This is a genomic window from Variovorax sp. CCNWLW225, assembly GCF_037204045.1.
Classification (GTDB): Bacteria; Pseudomonadota; Gammaproteobacteria; order Burkholderiales; family Burkholderiaceae_C; genus Variovorax.
The window spans coordinates 129,379-147,185 of the sequence record NZ_JBBCBV010000013.1; the positions used below are offsets into that span (position 1 = coordinate 129,379).

At 63.5% G+C, this 17,807-nt stretch carries 15 protein-coding genes; 10 read left to right on the plus strand and 5 right to left on the minus strand.

Annotated elements, in window-relative coordinates; genetic code table 11:
- Window positions 1–422 precede the first annotated feature (422 nt).
- Both V9L20_RS20020 and arr read right to left on the minus strand, forming a co-directional pair.
- Complete coding sequence (locus V9L20_RS20020; protein WP_337297910.1) at window positions 423–4,439, minus strand: autotransporter outer membrane beta-barrel domain-containing protein; 4,017 nt, start codon at window positions 4,437–4,439, stop codon at window positions 423–425.
- A gap of 548 nt (window positions 4,440–4,987) precedes the next feature.
- Entirely contained in the window at window positions 4,988–5,383 is a 396-nt protein-coding gene (gene arr / locus V9L20_RS20025) for an NAD(+)--rifampin ADP-ribosyltransferase (RefSeq protein WP_337297911.1), read from the minus strand.
- A gap of 285 nt (window positions 5,384–5,668) precedes the next feature.
- Between arr and V9L20_RS20030 the strand changes: the two genes are divergently transcribed.
- The 3 genes from V9L20_RS20030 (at window position 5,669) to V9L20_RS20040 (ending at window position 7,925) form a co-directional block, all read left to right on the plus strand.
- On the plus strand, window positions 5,669–6,004 hold the full coding sequence (locus tag V9L20_RS20030; protein WP_337297912.1) for an SMI1/KNR4 family protein: 336 nt from the start codon (window positions 5,669–5,671) through the stop codon (window positions 6,002–6,004).
- A gap of 573 nt (window positions 6,005–6,577) precedes the next feature.
- Entirely contained in the window at window positions 6,578–7,198 is a 621-nt protein-coding gene (locus tag V9L20_RS20035) for a T6SS immunity protein Tdi1 domain-containing protein (protein ID WP_337297913.1), read from the plus strand.
- Between the two features lie 160 nt (window positions 7,199–7,358).
- Window positions 7,359–7,925, plus strand: a complete 567-nt coding sequence (locus V9L20_RS20040; RefSeq protein ID WP_337297914.1) for an RDD family protein — start codon at window positions 7,359–7,361, stop codon at window positions 7,923–7,925.
- A gap of 186 nt (window positions 7,926–8,111) precedes the next feature.
- On the opposite strand, the gene ggt is transcribed toward V9L20_RS20040, so the two are convergent.
- Together ggt and V9L20_RS20050 are read right to left on the minus strand one after the other, a co-directional pair.
- Window positions 8,112–9,743, minus strand: a complete 1,632-nt coding sequence (ggt, locus tag V9L20_RS20045; RefSeq protein WP_337297915.1) for a gamma-glutamyltransferase — start codon at window positions 9,741–9,743, stop codon at window positions 8,112–8,114.
- A gap of 23 nt (window positions 9,744–9,766) precedes the next feature.
- Window positions 9,767–10,771 carry a Bug family tripartite tricarboxylate transporter substrate binding protein gene (locus V9L20_RS20050; protein WP_337297916.1) on the minus strand — a complete coding sequence of 335 codons (1,005 nt, stop codon included), beginning with the start codon at window positions 10,769–10,771 and terminating at the stop codon, window positions 9,767–9,769.
- A gap of 102 nt (window positions 10,772–10,873) precedes the next feature.
- Here V9L20_RS20050 and V9L20_RS20055 point away from each other — a divergent pair, with 102 nt between their 5' ends.
- The 5 genes from V9L20_RS20055 (at window position 10,874) to V9L20_RS20075 (ending at window position 15,166) form a co-directional block, all read left to right on the plus strand.
- The gene (locus V9L20_RS20055; RefSeq protein ID WP_337297917.1) at window positions 10,874–11,842 is read left to right on the plus strand and encodes a LysR family transcriptional regulator; all 969 of its coding nucleotides are present in this window, start codon (window positions 10,874–10,876) and stop codon (window positions 11,840–11,842) included.
- A gap of 357 nt (window positions 11,843–12,199) precedes the next feature.
- Entirely contained in the window at window positions 12,200–12,742 is a 543-nt protein-coding gene (locus V9L20_RS27340) for a M24 family metallopeptidase (protein WP_443098611.1), read from the plus strand.
- A 7-nt stretch (window positions 12,743–12,749) separates the two neighbouring features.
- Complete coding sequence (locus V9L20_RS20065; RefSeq protein WP_337297919.1) at window positions 12,750–13,256, plus strand: GAF domain-containing protein; 507 nt, start codon at window positions 12,750–12,752, stop codon at window positions 13,254–13,256.
- The gene (locus tag V9L20_RS20070; RefSeq protein ID WP_337297920.1) at window positions 13,253–14,242 is read left to right on the plus strand and encodes a tripartite tricarboxylate transporter substrate binding protein; all 990 of its coding nucleotides are present in this window, start codon (window positions 13,253–13,255) and stop codon (window positions 14,240–14,242) included. The genes V9L20_RS20065 and V9L20_RS20070 overlap by 4 nt, the downstream gene beginning before the upstream one ends.
- 42 nt (window positions 14,243–14,284) lie before the next feature.
- Window positions 14,285–15,166: an alpha/beta fold hydrolase gene (locus V9L20_RS20075; RefSeq protein WP_337297921.1), complete on the plus strand. Its 882-nt coding sequence runs from the start codon at window positions 14,285–14,287 to the stop codon at window positions 15,164–15,166.
- A gap of 459 nt (window positions 15,167–15,625) precedes the next feature.
- Here V9L20_RS20075 and V9L20_RS20080 read toward each other — a convergent pair whose 3' ends face one another.
- Complete coding sequence (locus V9L20_RS20080; protein ID WP_337297922.1) at window positions 15,626–16,441, minus strand: hypothetical protein; 816 nt, start codon at window positions 16,439–16,441, stop codon at window positions 15,626–15,628.
- Window positions 16,442–16,628: 187 nt separating this feature from the next.
- On the opposite strand from V9L20_RS20080, the gene V9L20_RS20085 reads away from it, so the two are divergent.
- Both V9L20_RS20085 and V9L20_RS20090 read left to right on the plus strand, forming a co-directional pair.
- Window positions 16,629–16,994 carry a hypothetical protein gene (locus V9L20_RS20085; protein WP_337297923.1) on the plus strand — a complete coding sequence of 122 codons (366 nt, stop codon included), beginning with the start codon at window positions 16,629–16,631 and terminating at the stop codon, window positions 16,992–16,994.
- A 187-nt stretch (window positions 16,995–17,181) separates the two neighbouring features.
- A complete protein-coding gene (locus V9L20_RS20090; RefSeq protein ID WP_337297924.1) occupies window positions 17,182–17,775 on the plus strand; it encodes a hypothetical protein in 594 nt (197 codons plus the stop codon).
- Window positions 17,776–17,807 lie beyond the last annotated feature (32 nt).

Sequence of the window (17,807 nt, forward strand, 5' to 3'; positions counted from 1 at the left end):
CTTGTTGAGCGGCCGCTTCTCGCTGAGTGGTAGGACCGCTACGGGCCCCAGCACGACGGAGCCTCGACCGGCTACAGTCGGCCAAGACCGGCCATTCCCACCGACCTCCCACTTTTCACGAGAGCACAACTTTATGAAGAGCCGCATCATGTACATTGAAGCGACGTCGTCGGGTGGTCTGACAGGACCAGCTCGCATCGGCCGACTTACCTGCTCGAAGTCCGGGGCGACGCTGTACTACGTAGGCTTGGCTTTTTCGTTGCCTCAAGGGGAACGGATTCAAGTCGAATTACTTCGACGTTGAGACAGGCGAGCACTACTGGATCTGCGGGCCCCCGAAGAGACGGCAAGGATGCTCTGTACGCCACGTACAGCACATCTGCATGAAGGCCAGGCGGCTGTGGTCGCCCAACTGCAGAGCCTCACCACTTCACCCGAACACCCAGCGATCCATTGATCGAGCTCTTCATCCTGGCGTTGCCGCCGCTCGCCCAGAGCTTGCCGACTTCGCCGTAGAGGCTGGTCGACTGGCCCAGTGCGAGCGTGAAACCGCCCGCGAGTTCGGTGCTCGTGCCGCCGGTCGGCGCGGAGATGTCGGTGGTGGTCGCGCCGTTCACGAAGCGGGCGATGTCCGCGCCGCTGGACGTCCGGTAGACGTTGAAGCGGCCGTAGGGCTGCAGCATGCCGACGCCCGTCGCGATCTCGCCCTTGACCCGCACGCCCGCGCGGGCGATCCAGCCGCTGTCGGCCTGAGGCTGGACGACGGCGCCGACGATGGCGGAGTTGTTCAGATCCATGTGCTGATGGATCAGCTGCAGCTGCGGCTCGACGCGCCAGCCGCCGCCGCCCAGCGCGAAGGACTGCCCCACCTCGATGGAGCTCAGCAGGCTGTTGCCCTTGCCGCTCACGCCCAGGCTCGCCAGAGGCTCGACCGAGTAGCGATGGCGGCCCGACTGCACCACGACATCGGCGTAAAAACCGCTATCGCTGGTGTAGGTGCCGTAGACGCCCAGGTACTGGCTGCGCAGGTCGTTGCGGCCCACGGCCAGGTTCAGGATGCCGCTGGCGAAGCCGCGCACGCTGGCGTCGCCATCGAGCTGGCCGACGTAGAGGCCCGCGCGCCAGTTGGGCATGGCCAGCAGGTCGGTACCGGCCTGGATGCCGGTGAGGCGGCCCTTGCTGGTGGGCGATACCGCACCGCCTTGCTGGATGTCGACGTCGGTGGACAGAACGCGGCCCCAGGCGCGGCGATCTGAGCCGGTCGGAGTGGTCGTGGTGCCCTTCACATCGTCGTCGCCCACGCGCTTGCGCAGGTCGCCGAGCATCGCGAGGCTTCCCTGGCGCAGCTGACCGGGGAGCGCGGAATAGAGCGAGGCTTCGGCGCGGTAGGTGATCACCGGCGTGGGAGCCGCGGGTGATGCGATCGTGCTCGACCGCAGGTACCAGCTCTCGCCGGCGCCGTTCGCGTCGGCCGCGTAGAGGCGGTATTCGTAGGCGCCGGCATCCACGTGGCCGTTGGCCAGGCTGAACGCGTCCTTGGTGGTCTGGGCCGTCGTGGTAGCACCGTTGCTCGTGGTGACCACCTCGATGCCGTTGCCGCTGGTGAGCGCCCCCAGGCCGCCGAGGTTGGCGATCTGCACCGTGGTCCGGCCGCTTGCGGATGCCGTAGCGCCGTCGAGCACCAGGCGGTCGGACGGTCCCGTGCCGTTGAGCACGGTGCCGAGCCTGAGCACGCCGTTGTTCCCGACGTACGCGCCCGTGACCGTGAGCGTGGTGCCCGCGGTTGCGCCCACGAGCGAGAGGGTACCGCTGTTGGCCAGCGAGGCCACTGTCTGGCTGAAGCCTGCGAGGTCCAGCGTGGCGCCCGAGGCCACGCTGTGGGCGGAGGCCGCGCTGAAGGTGTTGGCGGCGCCCGCCCTGAGCGTGCCCTGCGCGATGTTGGTGGCGCCGGTGTAGTTGTTGGCGCCGGACAGCGTCAGCGTGCCCGTGCCTTCCTTGGTGATGAAGCCGCCGCCGCTGATCGCCCCGCTCAGGGTCGCGTTGAAGGCACCGGTGTCGATGACCGGATCGTTGTTGCCCGTGAGCTGGATCGCGTTGGCGATCGTCAGCCCGTCGGCGCTGAAGCCCAGGGTGGTGCCATCGTCCATCGCGAGCGCGCCGGTGCCCAGCGCCTGGCTATGGCCGAGGTTGAGCCGGCCCTGCTTGAGCGCGGTGCCGCCCGTGTAGGTGTTCGCGCCCGAGAGCGTGAGCGTGCCTGTGCCCACCTTCACCAGCGAGCCGCCGGTGCCCGAAATCACGCCCGAGACTTCGGTGTCGCCGTTGAGTCCGCCCGTACTCAGCGTCTTGGCGCCGAGGATCACATCCCCCGCGCCGGACAGCGAGCCGATGGAGATTCCCGCCGCCGTCAGCGAACGGATGCGCAGGCGTCCGCCCGCGTTGTTGACCACGGTGGCCTGATCGGCGGTCGCGCGGCCGAAGATGTCGATCAGGCCGCCGCTTTCGTTGATGAAGGTCGCCTGGCCCGCACTGGCGTCGTCCAGCAGATTGATCTGGCCGCCGGCGAAGTTGGTGATGCGCGCGCTGCCGGCCGTGGCGTTGGACACGATGTTCGTCAGTCCGCCGCGATTTTCGATGACGGCGTTGCCGGCGGAGGCGTTGTCCCTGAACTCGGCCGACGCATCCCTGTTCATCACGAGGCGGGCATTCCCGGCCGAGCTGCTGCCGCCGAACTGCACGAAGCCGGCGTTGTCCGTCGGCAGGGGCCCGCGCTCGGCGGCGGTGATCGTCAATCCGCCCGCGTCGGCATTGCCGCCAAAAAGCAGCGAGGCGTTGCCGGCCACCGACACCGGCCCGGTGCCGAGCGCGCCGGTCGCCAGCGCCTGCAGGCTGCCCGCTGCCACCGAGGTGCCGCCCGTGTGCGCATTGGCCGCGCCCAGCACCAGCGTGCCTTGGCCGGTCTTCAGGAGCGCTCCGTCGCCCGAGACTTCACCGTTCAGCGTCAGCGTACGGACCAGGTTCACATCGAAGGTGCCACCTCCCGGGCCCAGTGCGACCGTGCGGGTGGCGGTGGTGTCGCCGGTGACGTTCAGCGCGCCGCCGTCGAGCGTGAGCCCACCGCTCGAATTGCCGAGCGCACGATCGTCGGCGATGGAGAGCGCGCCGCCACGCACGGACCAGGGCGTCAGGCCGGTGTTGATGCCGGTCAGCGTCCAGGTGCTGGCACCGGTCTTTTCGTAGCGCGCGAAGCCGCTGTAGGTGCCGGCGTCGAGCGAAGTGGTCCCGTTGGTCGTGTCGCCCGCCAGCCTCAGCACGTTGCCGGTGCCGGAAACCACCCTCAGCAGGCCGGTGATCGTCGAGCCGGCACGCAGTTCGAGCCGGTTGTCGTTGCCGGTGATCCGTACCGCGTCGCCGCGCGTGGCACCGTCGCCGCCCATGCCGGCCGTCAGCGTCCCCGTGTTGACGATGGTGTTCGAGTCGCCCCGAACGCGCAGCGCGGCACCACCCACGCCGAAACGCACGGCGATGCCGCCGGCACCGCCCGCGCCCCCCGTCAGCGAGCCGGTGTTGGAAACCGAGTTGTTGCTGGACTCCAGCGCGAGGCCCGCGCCGCCCTCGCCGCCGAATGACGACGTCCCGGTGAACCCGCCGCTGACGGTGCCGATGCCTCCGGCACCGCCGACGGACGCGCCGCTGTTGGCGACGGTCGCGCCGCCGCCTTGCAGCACGATGCCGTCGCCGCCACCACCGCCGCCGCCGGCCCATTGGCCAACACCACCCGCGCCGCCGTTGCCGCCGATCGTCTGCCCCACATTGTTCAGGTTGACGCCGGCCGCCGTGGACTGCAGGCCCGCGCCGCCACCGCCACCGCCGCCGGCCAGCCGCGCGACGCTGCCGGCACCGCCATTGCCGCCCCGCAGGATGGTGCTGCCGGACACGGTGATGCCCGTGTCGGATGTGTACACGGCAGCACCGCCGCCACCGCCGGCGCCACCGCCGTAGACCGGATCCCCATCGGGCGTGCCGTCGGTTCCCGAGCCCCCCGTGACCGAGCCGGCCACGCTGGTCGCCCCCACGGCACCGCCCGTTCCGCCAAGCCCGCCCCCGCCGATGCCGCCATCGCCCCCCGTGCCGCCTGACGGAGCCAGGCCGTTGGTCTCGGGGAACTCGCCGAGGCGGCCGCCGCCGCCGCCGCTGCCGTTGCCTGCGCCGCCCTGGCCGCCTGTGCCGCCAAGGCCGACGAAGGTCTCGCCGCCCGCAGCCTGAGCCCAGGCACCGCCGGACACGGCGACCAGCGTGAGCAGGCACGCGGCCGCCGCGAGCCGCTTCGCTTTGCGGCTTCCTTCGACTGTCGAGCGCCGCGCAGGCGATGCAGCAAGCTCCGACACGGCCTGCCAGACACCCAACACGCCGTTCCACACAACGCGATAAGTACGGTTCATTCCGACGATCCTCGACAAATGCGCAAAAACGGGCGCAATGTAACATTTGCAACAGACGATTCAACTACCCGAAAGTAGTAATAGACATCGCCGCCGTTTCTGCTGCGGGAGATCGTTTGCCCCTAAGACGCCAAGGCCAACCTGCTGCCCCTGCCCAAACTCCTCTTCAAAGCAAGGGCGTCGCCTACCCGGCGGACTTCGACGTGGTGGGCGCTGCCAGCTATATCTGCGCCTGTCGCAGCGTGCACTTCCGCGCTCGGCACCAGCAGGTACCGAGCGGCTGCTATTTGCCGATGTCTATGTCTGCAAAGGGCCAAGGCTGTGTAGAAACATGCCGTATTGCCACGTCGAAGGCGGCTGGCTCGCCAAACTCATCCAGTGCTCTGGTGCTCAGAACTCGCATTTCGCGGCTTCGTGACGCTCCTTGTGCACACGTCAGAAGACACACAGGGACTCATTCCCCCGCCATCCACTCACATGCGTTGCAGGATGATGGCGAGCAGTGCGCGCACACGGTGGCTGTGCAGGCTCTTCCAGTCACGTTGGACTTAGTTGATGATTTCCCCCATGCCCTCCTGCACACGGCGCCGCAGTTCCCGAATGAACTCGGCATCGAAGGTCTCCCAGGAATCGATCTCACCGATGACTTTCAACGGATGCCGACTTCTGTATGAGCGCGTCGGATTTCCAGGAAACTTCTTGTCCGTCACGTTGGGATCGTTCTCGAATTCGCCGGTCGGCTCGACGACATAGACCCGTGGCTTGCCGGGGCCCTTCGCAATCTCAGCGGCCAAGCCGGCGCCCTTGCTCGGCGCTGTAAAGTAGATGTGATTCATCACGAGGCCGTCCTTGTAGTTGGACGTGAATCCCGCGGTGAGCAGATCGCCCACGCGCAGATCCGCCTTCGTGCCGTGAAAGAACGGTCCCGAGTCCAACACTGTCATAGAGGAACGCAGGTCTCTTTCACCGAGGGCGTCGGCCTACGCCCCGCTTCGATCCATCGGCACGCACCCCGGCACCGCCTCATCGCAGGTGCGGCGGCCGCAGATCGCGGCATCCGCGTGCCGAACGCTGTCTGCGGAACGACACTCATCTTTCGTCAACGCGCCATTGCGCTTTCGTCGGCCAGCGCGGCGGGTCGCCCGATCGGCGCTGCGGCCAGGCGTGGCACGGCGGGCACGTGCAGAATGCGACCAACAGCCGGATCCGGCCATAACCAGACACCCACGATGACCAGTCACCTGCCTGCTGCCTACCGAGCATTCATCAACGCGAACGGCGTGTTCGAGGGCTTCGTCGTCATGGATGACGAGGAGCAGTACATCATCCTTTGGGCCGAGGACGAGGTGACTACCGCCAACGTTGAGATGGAAGTTGGCGCATACGCTCCGGGCTTCGTGGCGTTCGCCGGGAATGGTGGTGGTGAAATCTACGCCTTCGACGAGGCCGGCGCCGTCTTCATGCTGCCGATGATTGGAATGGCACCAGACGTTGCCATCAAAGTAGCTGATGACTTTCCCGGGCTTGTCCGAGGCTTCCAGCGTGGGGCTGCCCTCGGGACCTGACGCTTGCCCCACCGGCTACAGTCGGCCAAAAGCGGAATTCGCCATGAGCATCCAATTTTCTCAGGAGTGCCCGACAGACGTCTCTCCTTGGCTACAGTTGGCGATCCTGTCGAACCAAATGCATCGGTGAAAGATCTAGCATAAGAGAGCAGATGTTTTTGTTCGGCATCTCAGTCCTCGGGATTTGCATTGTGCTTTTTCTGGTGTTCGTGAGCTACTTCATCAAGCGGGTTGCGCCGGAGGAGCCCGCCGCTGCTGTCAAGCGGCAGCTGGACGCCGCCTCGGTCGTGCGTTCAGTCCTGGAGGCGTACAACAGAACGGGCCAAAACCTCTGTCGACCTGCCCATTGTGTAAACAGCCCATTGAACTGAGGGTCAAGACCTCGGAAAGCTTGGTGCGACTAAGCTGTTTCTGTGGAGCGTGCGATGGCACCTATCACGTAGCTGACTCCAAGTTACCGCAGTAGTTCAAGCGCAGTTCATGTTTCGGCCAGAACCGGTCACTCAGCGATGAACCAGAATCTACCCGGAAGCGGACGGTGGCCGCGTCACACACCGAGTTCAAGGACTTCCAGTGTTCGAAATCTTTAGGGATGCGTTCCAGCGAGACAAGCGCAAAGACCTCACTTCCGTGGGAACCGCTCCGAGGTCGGGGAACTTGGAGGTGGACCAGCTGTTGGAGCAGTACGGGGGAAGCTCTTTCGACCAGGGCATATATCGCGTCATTTCAGCTGGCGCCGTAGCGCGTTGGGCCAAGCGGGCGACCAACGCGTTTCCTGGTTTCGCAGGCCGAGTCACACCGTTCGGAGCCGATTGGCTGGGCCGACTGTTTGCGCTGGACTCAGGTCGTCGCGTCGACGGCAGACCGGCAGTCGTGATGCTGGAGCCGGGAACGGGGCAAGCGCTTGAAGTGCCCTGTCATCTCGTTGCGTTCCATGACGCCGAACTCGTCGAGCACAGGGAAGAGGCGCTGGCCGAAAGCTTCTACAAGCAATGGCGATTAGCGGGCGGTGCTGCGCCTCACATCAGCCAATGTGTCGGTTACAAGCGGCCTCTCTTCCTGGGAGGCTCTGACACAACGGACAACCTTGAACTCGTGAACCTTGAGGTGTACTGGGAGATTTCGACGCAGTTGCTCGACCAGACTCGAAATTTGCCCATCGGCACCCGCGTGAACGACATCAACATTCGTTGAGAATGCTGCCGCCCGTCCAGAGATGGCGCTATCAGCCAAAAGCGGCCTGTCGGCCTCGGCCCTTGAAAGCGCGTGCGCGCTGACCGAGTCTTAGATAACAATCGACTAAGTGCCGTCTTTTGGCGTCGGCATATAAGAATCCGAATTGACAGAGGGAAACATGGACGCCGCATATCTCAGGCAATACTACGACCGCCTTGAAACCGACGAGTTGATCCGTCTTCGCTCGACTGACCTGACGCCTGAGGCCAAGGTCGTGCTCGAAGCTGAATTGGCGTCGCGGGATGTTGCGCACTCTTTTTCTACAGTGCCTGCCAGCGCCTCTGCGCTGCGCCCGCTCGACCAGTCATTGCTGGCTCCGCTGTGGAGGCGATTTGTAGCTGCGACACTCGACTATGCCGGACTCTTCTTCGTGCTGTTCGGTGTGAACTTCCCAATATATCTGTACACCCCGAAGACCTTCTCTGATTTGGTTGGATACGCATCCATCGGGGTAGCCTTGGCATACTTGTTTTTCAAGGATGGCCTGAACGGTCAAAGCTTCGGGAAGCGACTCCTCAAGATCAAGGTTTTGGAGAGGGCTACAGGTGACTCATGCAGCCTGCCTCGCTCTCTAGTCCGCAACGCGTTTAATGGACTGGGCTTCATTGATTGGCTATTTGCCCTCGGCCGTGAAAACAGACGCCTCGGCGACCATGCTGCAGGCACATACGTTGTGAACGCCTAAAACACCTGTCGTCGGTGCGGAACAATTCGATGTTCTAGATGGGCTACTTTGGGAGGCCGGACACGGCCAGGACCGGACGTTCCCGAAGCGCGTGCGCACTGACCACGCGACGGAACAACAATCGGCCAGGCATCAGCGGCTTTTCAGTTCCCTCCAGCGCGTCGATAGCAATTCGCACCGAACCGGTCAGCGCGCAGGATCCATGCGCAGCCGGTACGCCACGCCATCGCGGCCAGGGTCGGCGCCGCCATGCAGGCCATCGGCCTGCACCTGCACGCCGTGCACCCAGCCGATGGTGTAGTTGTACGGGTTGCGGCCGATGGCGTAGCCCTGTGCTTCCAACGTGCGAGTGGTGGATCGGGGAACGCGGTTGCACACGTCGATGGCGTTGCTGGTGGAAGAGAAGCGCGGTGCCGACACGGCAGCTTGCATCTCCATGCCGTGGTCGATCACGTTGACCAGCACCTGCAGCACGCCCATCGCGATCTGCGTGCCACCGGGCGCGCCGAGCACCACGTCGAGCTCGCCGTCCTTGAAGGTCATCGTGGGGCATGACGAAGTGAAGCGGCTCTTGCCCGGCTGGATGCTGCCGGCGCGGCCCGGCCGCGGGTCGAACACGCCCATGCAGCCGTTGTACAGAAAGCCCATGCCGGGGGTGATGACGCCCGAGGGCATGGCCAGCGAGTGGGTCAGGGAGACGGCGTTGCCGTCGGCGTCCACCACACTCAGGTGGGTGGTGTCGCGCGGCACGGCCGCACCGGGGTTCACGCGCTCCACGTTGAAGCGATGGCCGGTGCGGATTTGCTCGGCCACGTCGCGGGCCATGTCCTTGGACAGCAAGTGGTCCAGCGGCACGTCGAAGAACTTCGGGTCGCCGATGCAGCGGTCCTTGTCGATCGTGGCCTTCTTCATGGCCTCGCACACCGTGCGCAGGTAGGCGGGACTGTTGTGCTCCAGGCTCGCCAGATCGAAGTGCTCGAGGATGTTGAGCATCTCCAGCAGCATGGCGCCGCCGCCCGGTGGCTGGTTGGTCGTGATGGTGCGGTCGCGGTAGCGGCCCACCAGCGGCGCGTTGCGCTGCACCTCGTAGCGGGCCAGGTCCTCGCGCGTGATCAACGCGCCCAGGGACTGCAGGTGCGCCACCATCTTGTGCGCCAGCTCGCCCTCGTAGAACGGGCGCGCGCCTTCCTCGGCAATCTGACGCAACACGGCGGCCATGCCTTCGTTGCGCAGCGGCGCACCGATGGGCTTGGGGCGCCCGTCGGGGCGGCAGTACAGCTGGCGGCTGTCTTCGCAGTACTGCAGCCGCTCCAGGTTGCCGACGCGGCCCATGGTGGGCTCGTCGGTCCAGAATGCGTGCATGCCCGGGCGCACGAAGTAGCCGTCCGCGGCCCAGCGGATGGCGGGCTCCACCACTTGCCGCCACGGCAGACGGCCGTGCGCTTGGTGCATGGCTTCCAGGCCCTTGAGCGTGGCGGGCGTGCCGATGGACTGGGGGCCGATGTCGTTGACGCGGCCCTTGAGGATGAAACCGAAACCGTCCTTGGTCTCGCCCTCCAGCAGGTGCTCCCACATGTCTTCCCTGGCCGCCAGTGGCGCGGGCGAGTGGAAGTCGAAATACTCGTGCACCTGCGCGCCCGGCAGGTACACGGCGGCGGTGCCAAAACCTGCGATGCCGCACATCAGCGGATCGACCACGGTCTGCGCCAGCGCGGTGGCCACGGCGGCGTCCACCGCGTTGCCGCCTGCGCGCAGGATGTCGATGCCGGATTCAGCGGCCTCCGGCTGCGGGCAGACCACCATTGCTTCTTTTTTCATGACTTGTGTTGCGCGTCGCCGGCTTACTTGGCGCTGAGGTTCAGCGCCCCGAGCGTGGGCCCCCAGGCCTTGGCATCGCGCGCCGCCGTCTCCATGACGAGCGCGGAGGGCCCTGACATGGCAATCACGCCCATGCTCTTGAGCTTTGCCTGCACCTCGGGGCTGTTGTGGAAAGCCGCCGTCGCCTTATTGAGCTTTTCCACGATCTCGGGCGGCGTGCCGGCGCGTGACACCACGGCGCTCCAGCCCATGTTGTCGAAGCCCTTCACGCCCAGCTCGCCAAGCGTGGGCACGTCGGGCAGCTCAGGGGTGCGCTGCGGCGACAACACGGCCAGTGGATTGAGCTTGTGGTTCTTGATGTGGGGCAGCGCCGTGCCATACACCGGTGACATTACTTCGGTCTGCCCACCGATGGTGGCCAGGATGCCGTCCGCCTCGCCCTTGTAAGGGATGTGGGTCATCGAAATGCCCAGGGCATTGCTCACCAGCTCGACCGCCAGGTGGGTGGAGTTGCCCAGGCCGGCGGACGCGAAGTTCAGCTTGCCCGGCGCCGCCTTGGCTTTTTCCGTAAGGTCCTTGAGCGTCTTGATGCCCGTGGCCGGGTTGGCCGACAGCACGAAGGGCACCGTGGTCAGCATGGTCACGCCCACGAAGTCCTTCTCCGGGTTGTAGGGCAGCGGCTTGTAGGTGAACTGGTTGAGCACCATCAGCGACACGCTGCCCAGCAGCAGCGTGTAGCCATCGGCCGGCGCGTTCAGCGCCGTCTGCGCGGCAATGATGCCGCCCGCGCCGGGCTTGTTCTCCACCACGATGGTGGTGCCGATGGCCTTGCCTGCGTGATCGGCCCACAGGCGTGCGATCGTGTCGCTGCTGCCGCCCGGGGCCTGCGATACGACCAGACGCACTGGCCGGCTGGGGTAGGAGGCTTGCGCGTACGCGGTTGTGGCGGTGGTGGCCGCAGTGATCGCGGCGGCCGCGACCGCGACACCCATCAGGATCTTGGAGACGTTCGTGATTGCTTCAGGCACAGGAATTCCTCTGAGGTCTGGCATAAAAAGATGAAGTAATTTTCATGACAACCCTGTCATCTACCTAGTGAAAATGCAAAATGGAGTCATGAAGGTTTACTCATGATCGAGCGTGCAGAAGGCCTCTCCTGGGCGCGAGGCATCAAGGTGCGGCATCTGGAATCCTTCCTGGTGCTGGACGAGGCGGGCACCCTGACCGAGGCGGCGGCGCGGCTGCACATGACGCAATCTGCCATGTCGCACTGGCTGGCCGAGCTTGAGCGCGTGGCAGGCACGCCGCTGGTGGTGCGCGGGCGCAAGGTGCAGTTGACGCCTGCGGGGCATCTGCTCAAACGGCTGGCCATCACCGTGCTGGGAGATGTCGTCCGCACCGGCCGCGAGATGCATGCGGTGGCTGCGGGACTCGTGCCGCGGCTGAACGTGGGCAGCGTCTGGGCGGGCATCGCCGGCGGCCTGCCCGAAGCTGTGACCGCGTTCCAGCAGCGCCATGCCGATGTGGCAGTGTCTATTCACGAGGGGTTGTTCGACGATCTGCTCAAGGGCCTGGACACGCGTGCCATGGACGCCGTGATCGGCGTTCTGGATGCAAGGGCGCACCAGCCGCAGCTCGCGCACCACGTGCTCTTCGACGACCACGTGAGCATCGTCATCGGCCAAGGCAGCAAGCACTGGGACAGCGAGCAGCCGCCGTGCTTTGCCGACGTGCTGCGGGAGCAATGGGTGATGCCGCCCCTTGGCACGCTCACTCGCATCCAGATGGATGCCTACCTCATCGAGCAACAAGCATCGTGGCTGGTGCCCAAGGCAGAAACCGCCTCGCTGGCCATGATGCAGGCACTGCTCCAAAAGGGCGACTATGTCGGCGTGTGTGCGGAATCCATGGCCGATCACCTGGCCTCACTGGGGCTGCTAAAGAAGATCGCCATTGATTCGCACATCCGCTTCGGGCCGATCACCGTGGTTTGGAACCGGGAACACATCTCGGCCACTCTCATGGATTTCATCGACTGCCTGAAGGCGCATGCGCGGAGCTTGCCTGCCGCGCCAGTTCAGGCGCCGCCCAACGCTTAGCGACGGCCGGTGCGGTCTGATCGGTGCGGCGTACTCGCGGGTCCAGTTTGGGAACGACGTGCGGTTCGGTTCGCCCGACTTGGATAGTTCTGCCAACAAGATCGCGACCGACTAGCTTTGCTCCGCCAGGTGCCGCTTTGCCATTGAGATCCAAAGATCAAGCACTGGCTCGTTGGGATCAGAAATGTTCAAGGTGTCGTAGAGCGCCATCCCTCGCAGCACGCAAAAATTGAGCCTCAAGAACGTCGAAGCCTTTTCGAGGTCGCCGTCCAACCCCGCGATGCGCCGGAACATGTCATCACGCGCGACCGTCCACGTCGCGCCGAGCCCCACTCGATCCCTCGCATCGATGATCGCCTGGGCGCGGGGCCGCATGTGGCGATGGTGTTGACGCGGGTCAATGGGTACGCGGCCGAGTGTGAACGCACGTTCTTCACTACCAGCCCGACGCAGGAGGAGCGCGAGCGTTTCGCGACCATGGTTCGCGCCCGAGAGGTCGCTTTCAAGATGATTCGCCCCGGCGTAGCTTGCGCAGAAATCGACGCCTCGGTCAATGCGTTCTTGAACGCTGAGGGCTTTGGAGATTTTTGGACTCGGCTGCATCGATGCGGGCACGGCTTCGGGCTGGGCAACCATGAGCCGCCGTGGATCGCTGTTGGCAGTAGTCACGTCTTGGCCGAGAACACGCTGGTGTCCGTCGAGCCGGGAATCTATGCCAGCGGCGTTGGAGGCTATCGCCATTCCGATACCGTTCTGGTAACGCGCGATGGCTACCGCTGCCTCACGCAAGTCCCCACCGGGATCGAGGCACTGGTCGTTGGCAAGAAGAACTTCCGTCATCGAATTGCGAGCTACCTGACACGGCGCACCTTGGGTCTGTCGGCTGCAAGCTCCTCCTGAGCCTCCCATGGTCGATCCCAAGCGATTGGTTGCTGATCTGCATGTGGCGGCACCTCCCAAGACGTCCGGATGGCAGACTGCGACAAGCGCCTTGGACCTGGCGCTGCGGCGTTATCCCGGCCACAGGCTGTTCACCATCCTGGCCATCGATTGGGCCCGCAACGAGAACCAGCGGATCTACTCCAGTGCGCCCGAGAGCTACCCCTGTGGGGGAGCCAAGCCGCTTGTTCCGACCAGCGAGTTCTACCAAGAGGTAATCCTTGGAGGCCGTGCTCGGATCTGCCCTGACCGCGAGGCATGCCGGCGTGCGTTTCCAGACTACCCGCTGATCGCATCGCTCGGATGCGAATGCGCCGTCAACGTACCGGTTCGACGAGGAGGCGCCACCATCGGCTCTCTGAATCTGCTCCACATTGGCGGCTGGTACGACCCCGAAATGCTTCCCCCGCTGATGCTGTTCGCGGATTACGCGTCAGCCCTCCTCGTTCGTCACCCTTTTGGAGTGCAAGCATGAAGATCTCTCGCCGACACGCCGCATCTGTGACCATCGCCGCACTTGGCCTGCTGCCGCTCGCGGCCCGGGCGCAAGCCAATGACGCAGCCGTCTATCCAACGAAACCGATCACGATCGTCTATCCGTATGCCACTGGCAGTGCTTCGGACACTTTGGCTCGCCAGGTCGCCGATGTAATCTCAAAGTCGCTGGGTCAACCCGTCATCGTTGATCCCAAACCGGGCGCAGGGGGATCCACCGCTTTGGAAATGGTCACGCGGGCACCTGCCGACGGCTACACGCTGGTGCTGTCCGCCAGCGGCACCATGGCCGTCAATCCGCACATTTACAACCTTAAGTACAAGCCTGTCGAAGACCTCGCCTCGATAACTATCCTGGCCGAGATTCCGTTTATCGTCGTCATCAACAGTTCGTTTCCTGCGCAGAACTTGAAGGAGTTCATCGCCTACGCGAAAGCCAATCCTGGCAAGGTGAGCTTCGCCAACGCCGGCATCGGAACTCAGGCTCATCTGACACAGGTGATGTTCATGAAGGCGGCGGGAATCACGGCCAACATCGTTCCGTACAAGGGCGGCGTGCCGGCCAGCACCGATCTCTTGGGAGGGCATGTTGACGCCATGATCGACAACGCAGCCGCTCAAGTGGCGAACGTTCAAGCTGGCAAGGTCCGCGCGTTGTTCGTCACGACCCAGGAACGCAATGCCTCGCTGCCGCGCGTGCCAACTGCAGACGAAGCTGGACTGCCAGGCTTCGTGACCTCTGGATGGTTCGGCCTTGCCGCCCCCAGAGGCACTTCCCAGGCCATCATCGACAAACTCAACGCAGTGATTGTCAAGGGCATGTCCCAGCCAGAAATGCGCAGGAAGATGATCGAAGCAGGCTGGATGCCTCTAGGCGATTCACCGAGCGATGCGACAACCCGCGCTCGGGGCGATCTCGCGCGCTTCGGGGCGCTGGTCCAGCAGATCGAATTGAAGAAAGAATGACCCGCGCATGTCGTGCGAGCTCGGCTTTTTAGGAGCGTATCAATGACCACCAATGCTCAACTCTCTCGGCGCGCTTGGATGAGAACAGCGGGAGTTCTCTCTGTATCTACGCTCGCGGCAAGCGGAACAAGCAGTGCAGCACAGCTTTCGACGTCCAAGCTTTTTTATACCGATGTGGGCTCCGGGCAAAACGTCATGTTCCTGCACGGTTGGGCTTGCGACTCGCATGACTGGAGTTGGCAGCTCCCTGTATTCGAGTCGAAGTACCGAGTTGTTTGTGTCGATTTGCGAGGTCACGGGCGGTCAGCCGCGCCTGAAACGGGATACACGCCGCAAGAGTTGGCCTCAGATGTTGAAGCGCTGATCGAAAACAAGTATGCGGGTCAGAAGTTCGTGCTTGTGGGTCACTCAATGGGAGGTCAAATCGCCGCGATTCTCGGCGCCAGGCGACCCGACCTGGTCAAGGCGATCGTGTCGGTCGATGGGACCTTGGGCGTACCAGCAGGGGCGCAGCCAACGTACGAGAAGCTAAATTCGGACATCCAGGCTGGGGTCCCTGGGGAGGTAGTCCCCGCCGTTTTCAGCGGGCTCTACTCGTCAGAGTCTGAGCGAGCGGTAATCCGCTGGCACACGCGACGCATCCAAGGCATGCCGGCTCATGTGCTTCGCCAGTCCATAGGCCCGCTATTTCTGGGACCCGACCAGGTTGCCATGGGGCCGACGAGCGAAGCGTTGTGCCGCAGTCTGACGATGCCCGTCTACTCCATGCACCGGTCCCAGGCGCGTGTGGACACGGTGGCTCCTTGGTTCAAGGCGCCGAAATCAATAACTGCGTTGTGGCAGGGCTCAGGCCATTGGATCATGCTTGACCGAAAGGATGCGTTTAATGCGGCAGTTACCGCTTGGATAGATGCCTTGTATTGACACACACCCACTCATGCGATCTGCGCAAGACGGGCTCGTGTAAGCCGGGCGAGCAACCGCTCTTCAAGGCATGAAGCGGCAACGGTCGGCTCTGCGCCTAGTGCGGGACTCTGGGCACGTGAAAATTGCAGAGCGCCTAAGCGCGCAATAGCGCAGCGGTGCTGCGAAAGTGAGGCGGCAGGATCGGGTTTGCGTGCCCAAGAAGCTCTTCGGCGGATTCTCGTTTGATGACAGTAGATCTGGCTTCATTCGCGCTTTTCCTGGTTGCTACAGCCTGATTGGACGATTGCAGTGGCACGGATCCCAATCGCGCACTTAGGCAAAAGCGCGCCGTGTGGCTCCGACCGGCTCAACCACTTCGCGCATCGAGCGACCGCTTTCGAGAAGATCGGACGGCGGCTCAGGGCCCGAAGCGGCTATACGCCTCGCTCCAAAGCTGACCTTCACTTTTGCGGCCGTTCAATGCTCCGGCATCGGACCGTAGTCGACCAGTTTGTAGCCAATTTCCCTGGCACCGAACGACCGGTGCAACCGTCGAAAAAGCGATTTTTCTCGTAGGGTCGAGGCTGGCTCGGAAAAGTCAACGGAGAAAATCGGTCGCGGCCACGACGCATGCTCCATGCGACTCATCGTCAATAGCTCGTCGGACAGTGCGAAACGACGTTTTGTTGTTTTGACGCCTGCGGCGGAGGTTTCTTCGCCTTCCCAAGACGAAAGCTGTCTGACTTCTGCGGCGTCACCGAAGGCAGCAAACACGTCCCCTTCGTTGTGTGCGGAGAATGTGAACTGCACGTAGCGTCGCTTCTTCGAATTCGGTACCAGACCTTCCGCATTCACCGCCGCGTCAGAGATGACGTCGGCCAGCCATTCGGCGAAGAGTTGCTTCGGCGCTTGCGTAGCCAGCTCAAGGTCGAACAGCACAAGTCGCTCGCCGGCGCTTGAAGGCACCACGGCCCACGTCCGCTCCGCCTGATCCAGCGCAAAGGGAAACGCATCCTCTGCTATCTCCCCGAAGATTTCCAGCAATCCATCCCTTGCCTGACGACATTCCCGTGCCTTCTCGAACGGCTGCAGGTCAATGCCTTTCCCAGCATAAGTGAGGTCCTGAACCAGCCCAACTTCGCGGTAGTAGTCCCGGAGCAATGGCGGCGCTTCAAGTCCAACTTCCGCCTCCATCGCACGAACTTCGGATTCCGTCAGGCCCTCGAGGTAGACGCTCCCTCTGGCGCCCCCCAATGAACGCAGCGCTGTTTGAACATGAGTTGAGTGTTGCATCTGGTTGAAGGGCTGGTCAGTTCAAGAATCGGCGATGTGCCGTCAACGGCTGGTTCTGGCCGACTGTAGCCTGTCGCGCCGCCGTTGTGAACGGGTCCTCTGCTGCCATGAACCCAGTCGTCACGACTGTCCGGTTCGCAGCAAAGCGAGCCTTCGAAGCGCCAAGCGCGCGCCTAAACTAGAGGCGATGACCTCATCAGTTTTTTCCGCCACCCGCACCGTGCTCCTCTCAAATCAGAGGTTCGCGGCGCTGCTCGATTTCGCCGTCACAGTCGGCAACTCGACGGCGGCCAATGCGGAAGAATTTGAGTTCGTGGCGCGCTTGGCGAGCAGTACCTGTGATATGTACCTTGGCTTCGATTTGTCGATCGAAGACTGCTTTCCGGCAGCTACTCAGCAAGACTTCTGGAGAAGAGTGTTCCTAGAGGTGGCAGCGCAGATCCGGAACGGCGCAATAGGCAACACGGATCCTCCAACGGATTGGCGCTCCAAGGCTGCTGATGACGCAGAGGCAATTGCTGGGATATTGACGACTCGACCCCTCTTAGCCTAAAGCGGTAATAGCCGTTGAATCGGCGACTGACCGGTTGTGGCCGACTGTAGCCGGTCGCGGCCTTGGAGCTTCGAGGGCGCTTTGGAGAAAGGGCCTCCGCTTCGAACCCGAATGGCTCCTCAGCCTTCAGATACAGTTGGACAGCATCCCTTCGCCGACCTCTCCAACCCTCACCCCCGGACATCACATGCAAGCGCTTGAAGTTCGACGCAATGGTCTGCCTGTTGTGAGGGCTGGAGCCGCAGACTCGTTGCTTGTTTCATTGCATCTGACCACCTTGGTCGATGGCGAGCACCCGGCCACCCTGCGCATCGGCGGGATGCGGGACCGTGGGAACGAGCGCCAGTCCCATACGCTGTGGATTGAAGAGATGGTCCTGGCCGAGGGTGACGAATTGCGCCTGACGCTTGTGAGTGTTGATGAAGCGACCTTGCCGACAGAAGATGTCGCCGCCGATTCGGAGGAGCACCTCGCAGAGCAGGCCGACTACGAGAAGGAACTGGCCGCAAATCCCCCTCAGCCGACGAAGCTGGAGCGCCGGCGCCCGAACGCGTCATTGCAGTTATCTGTCGGTGCAGAACCGTTCATTGTTGCCGGCTTCGGGAGCGACGGTGAGCTCCTTTCATTGGGTGCCACTTGGAACAGTTGGAGTCCGGAGGGTTTTCACCTCAATCTTTCGAGTTGCTCATGCGAGCAAGCGATTGCAAGAAAAGGAGGAAAAAACTGGTTCAAAGGCCGCGTGAGCCAGGGTGAGACAGTCGTTGTTCGCATCTGCGGATAAGGCGCTTCGCATCCCGCGACGGCCTGGTCCAA

Excerpts from the sequence above, each read along its gene's own strand:
- V9L20_RS20090 (WP_337297924.1), top strand. The coding sequence starts at position 17,182 with ATGCAAGCGCTTGAAGTTCGACGCAATGGTCTGCCTGTTGTGAGGGCT.
- V9L20_RS20070 (WP_337297920.1), top strand. The coding sequence starts at position 13,253 with ATGAAGATCTCTCGCCGACACGCCGCATCTGTGACCATCGCCGCACTT.
- ggt (WP_337297915.1), bottom strand. The coding sequence starts at position 9,743 with ATGAAAAAAGAAGCAATGGTGGTCTGCCCGCAGCCGGAGGCCGCTGAA.
- V9L20_RS20020 (WP_337297910.1), bottom strand. The coding sequence starts at position 4,439 with ATGAACCGTACTTATCGCGTTGTGTGGAACGGCGTGTTGGGTGTCTGG.
- V9L20_RS20075 (WP_337297921.1), top strand. The coding sequence starts at position 14,285 with ATGACCACCAATGCTCAACTCTCTCGGCGCGCTTGGATGAGAACAGCG.
- arr (WP_337297911.1), bottom strand. The coding sequence starts at position 5,383 with ATGACAGTGTTGGACTCGGGACCGTTCTTTCACGGCACGAAGGCGGAT.
- V9L20_RS20080 (WP_337297922.1), bottom strand. The coding sequence starts at position 16,441 with ATGCAACACTCAACTCATGTTCAAACAGCGCTGCGTTCATTGGGGGGC.
- V9L20_RS20055 (WP_337297917.1), top strand. The coding sequence starts at position 10,874 with ATGATCGAGCGTGCAGAAGGCCTCTCCTGGGCGCGAGGCATCAAGGTG.
- V9L20_RS20040 (WP_337297914.1), top strand. The coding sequence starts at position 7,359 with ATGGACGCCGCATATCTCAGGCAATACTACGACCGCCTTGAAACCGAC.
- V9L20_RS20085 (WP_337297923.1), top strand. The coding sequence starts at position 16,629 with ATGACCTCATCAGTTTTTTCCGCCACCCGCACCGTGCTCCTCTCAAAT.
- V9L20_RS20065 (WP_337297919.1), top strand. The coding sequence starts at position 12,750 with ATGGTCGATCCCAAGCGATTGGTTGCTGATCTGCATGTGGCGGCACCT.
- V9L20_RS20030 (WP_337297912.1), top strand. The coding sequence starts at position 5,669 with ATGACCAGTCACCTGCCTGCTGCCTACCGAGCATTCATCAACGCGAAC.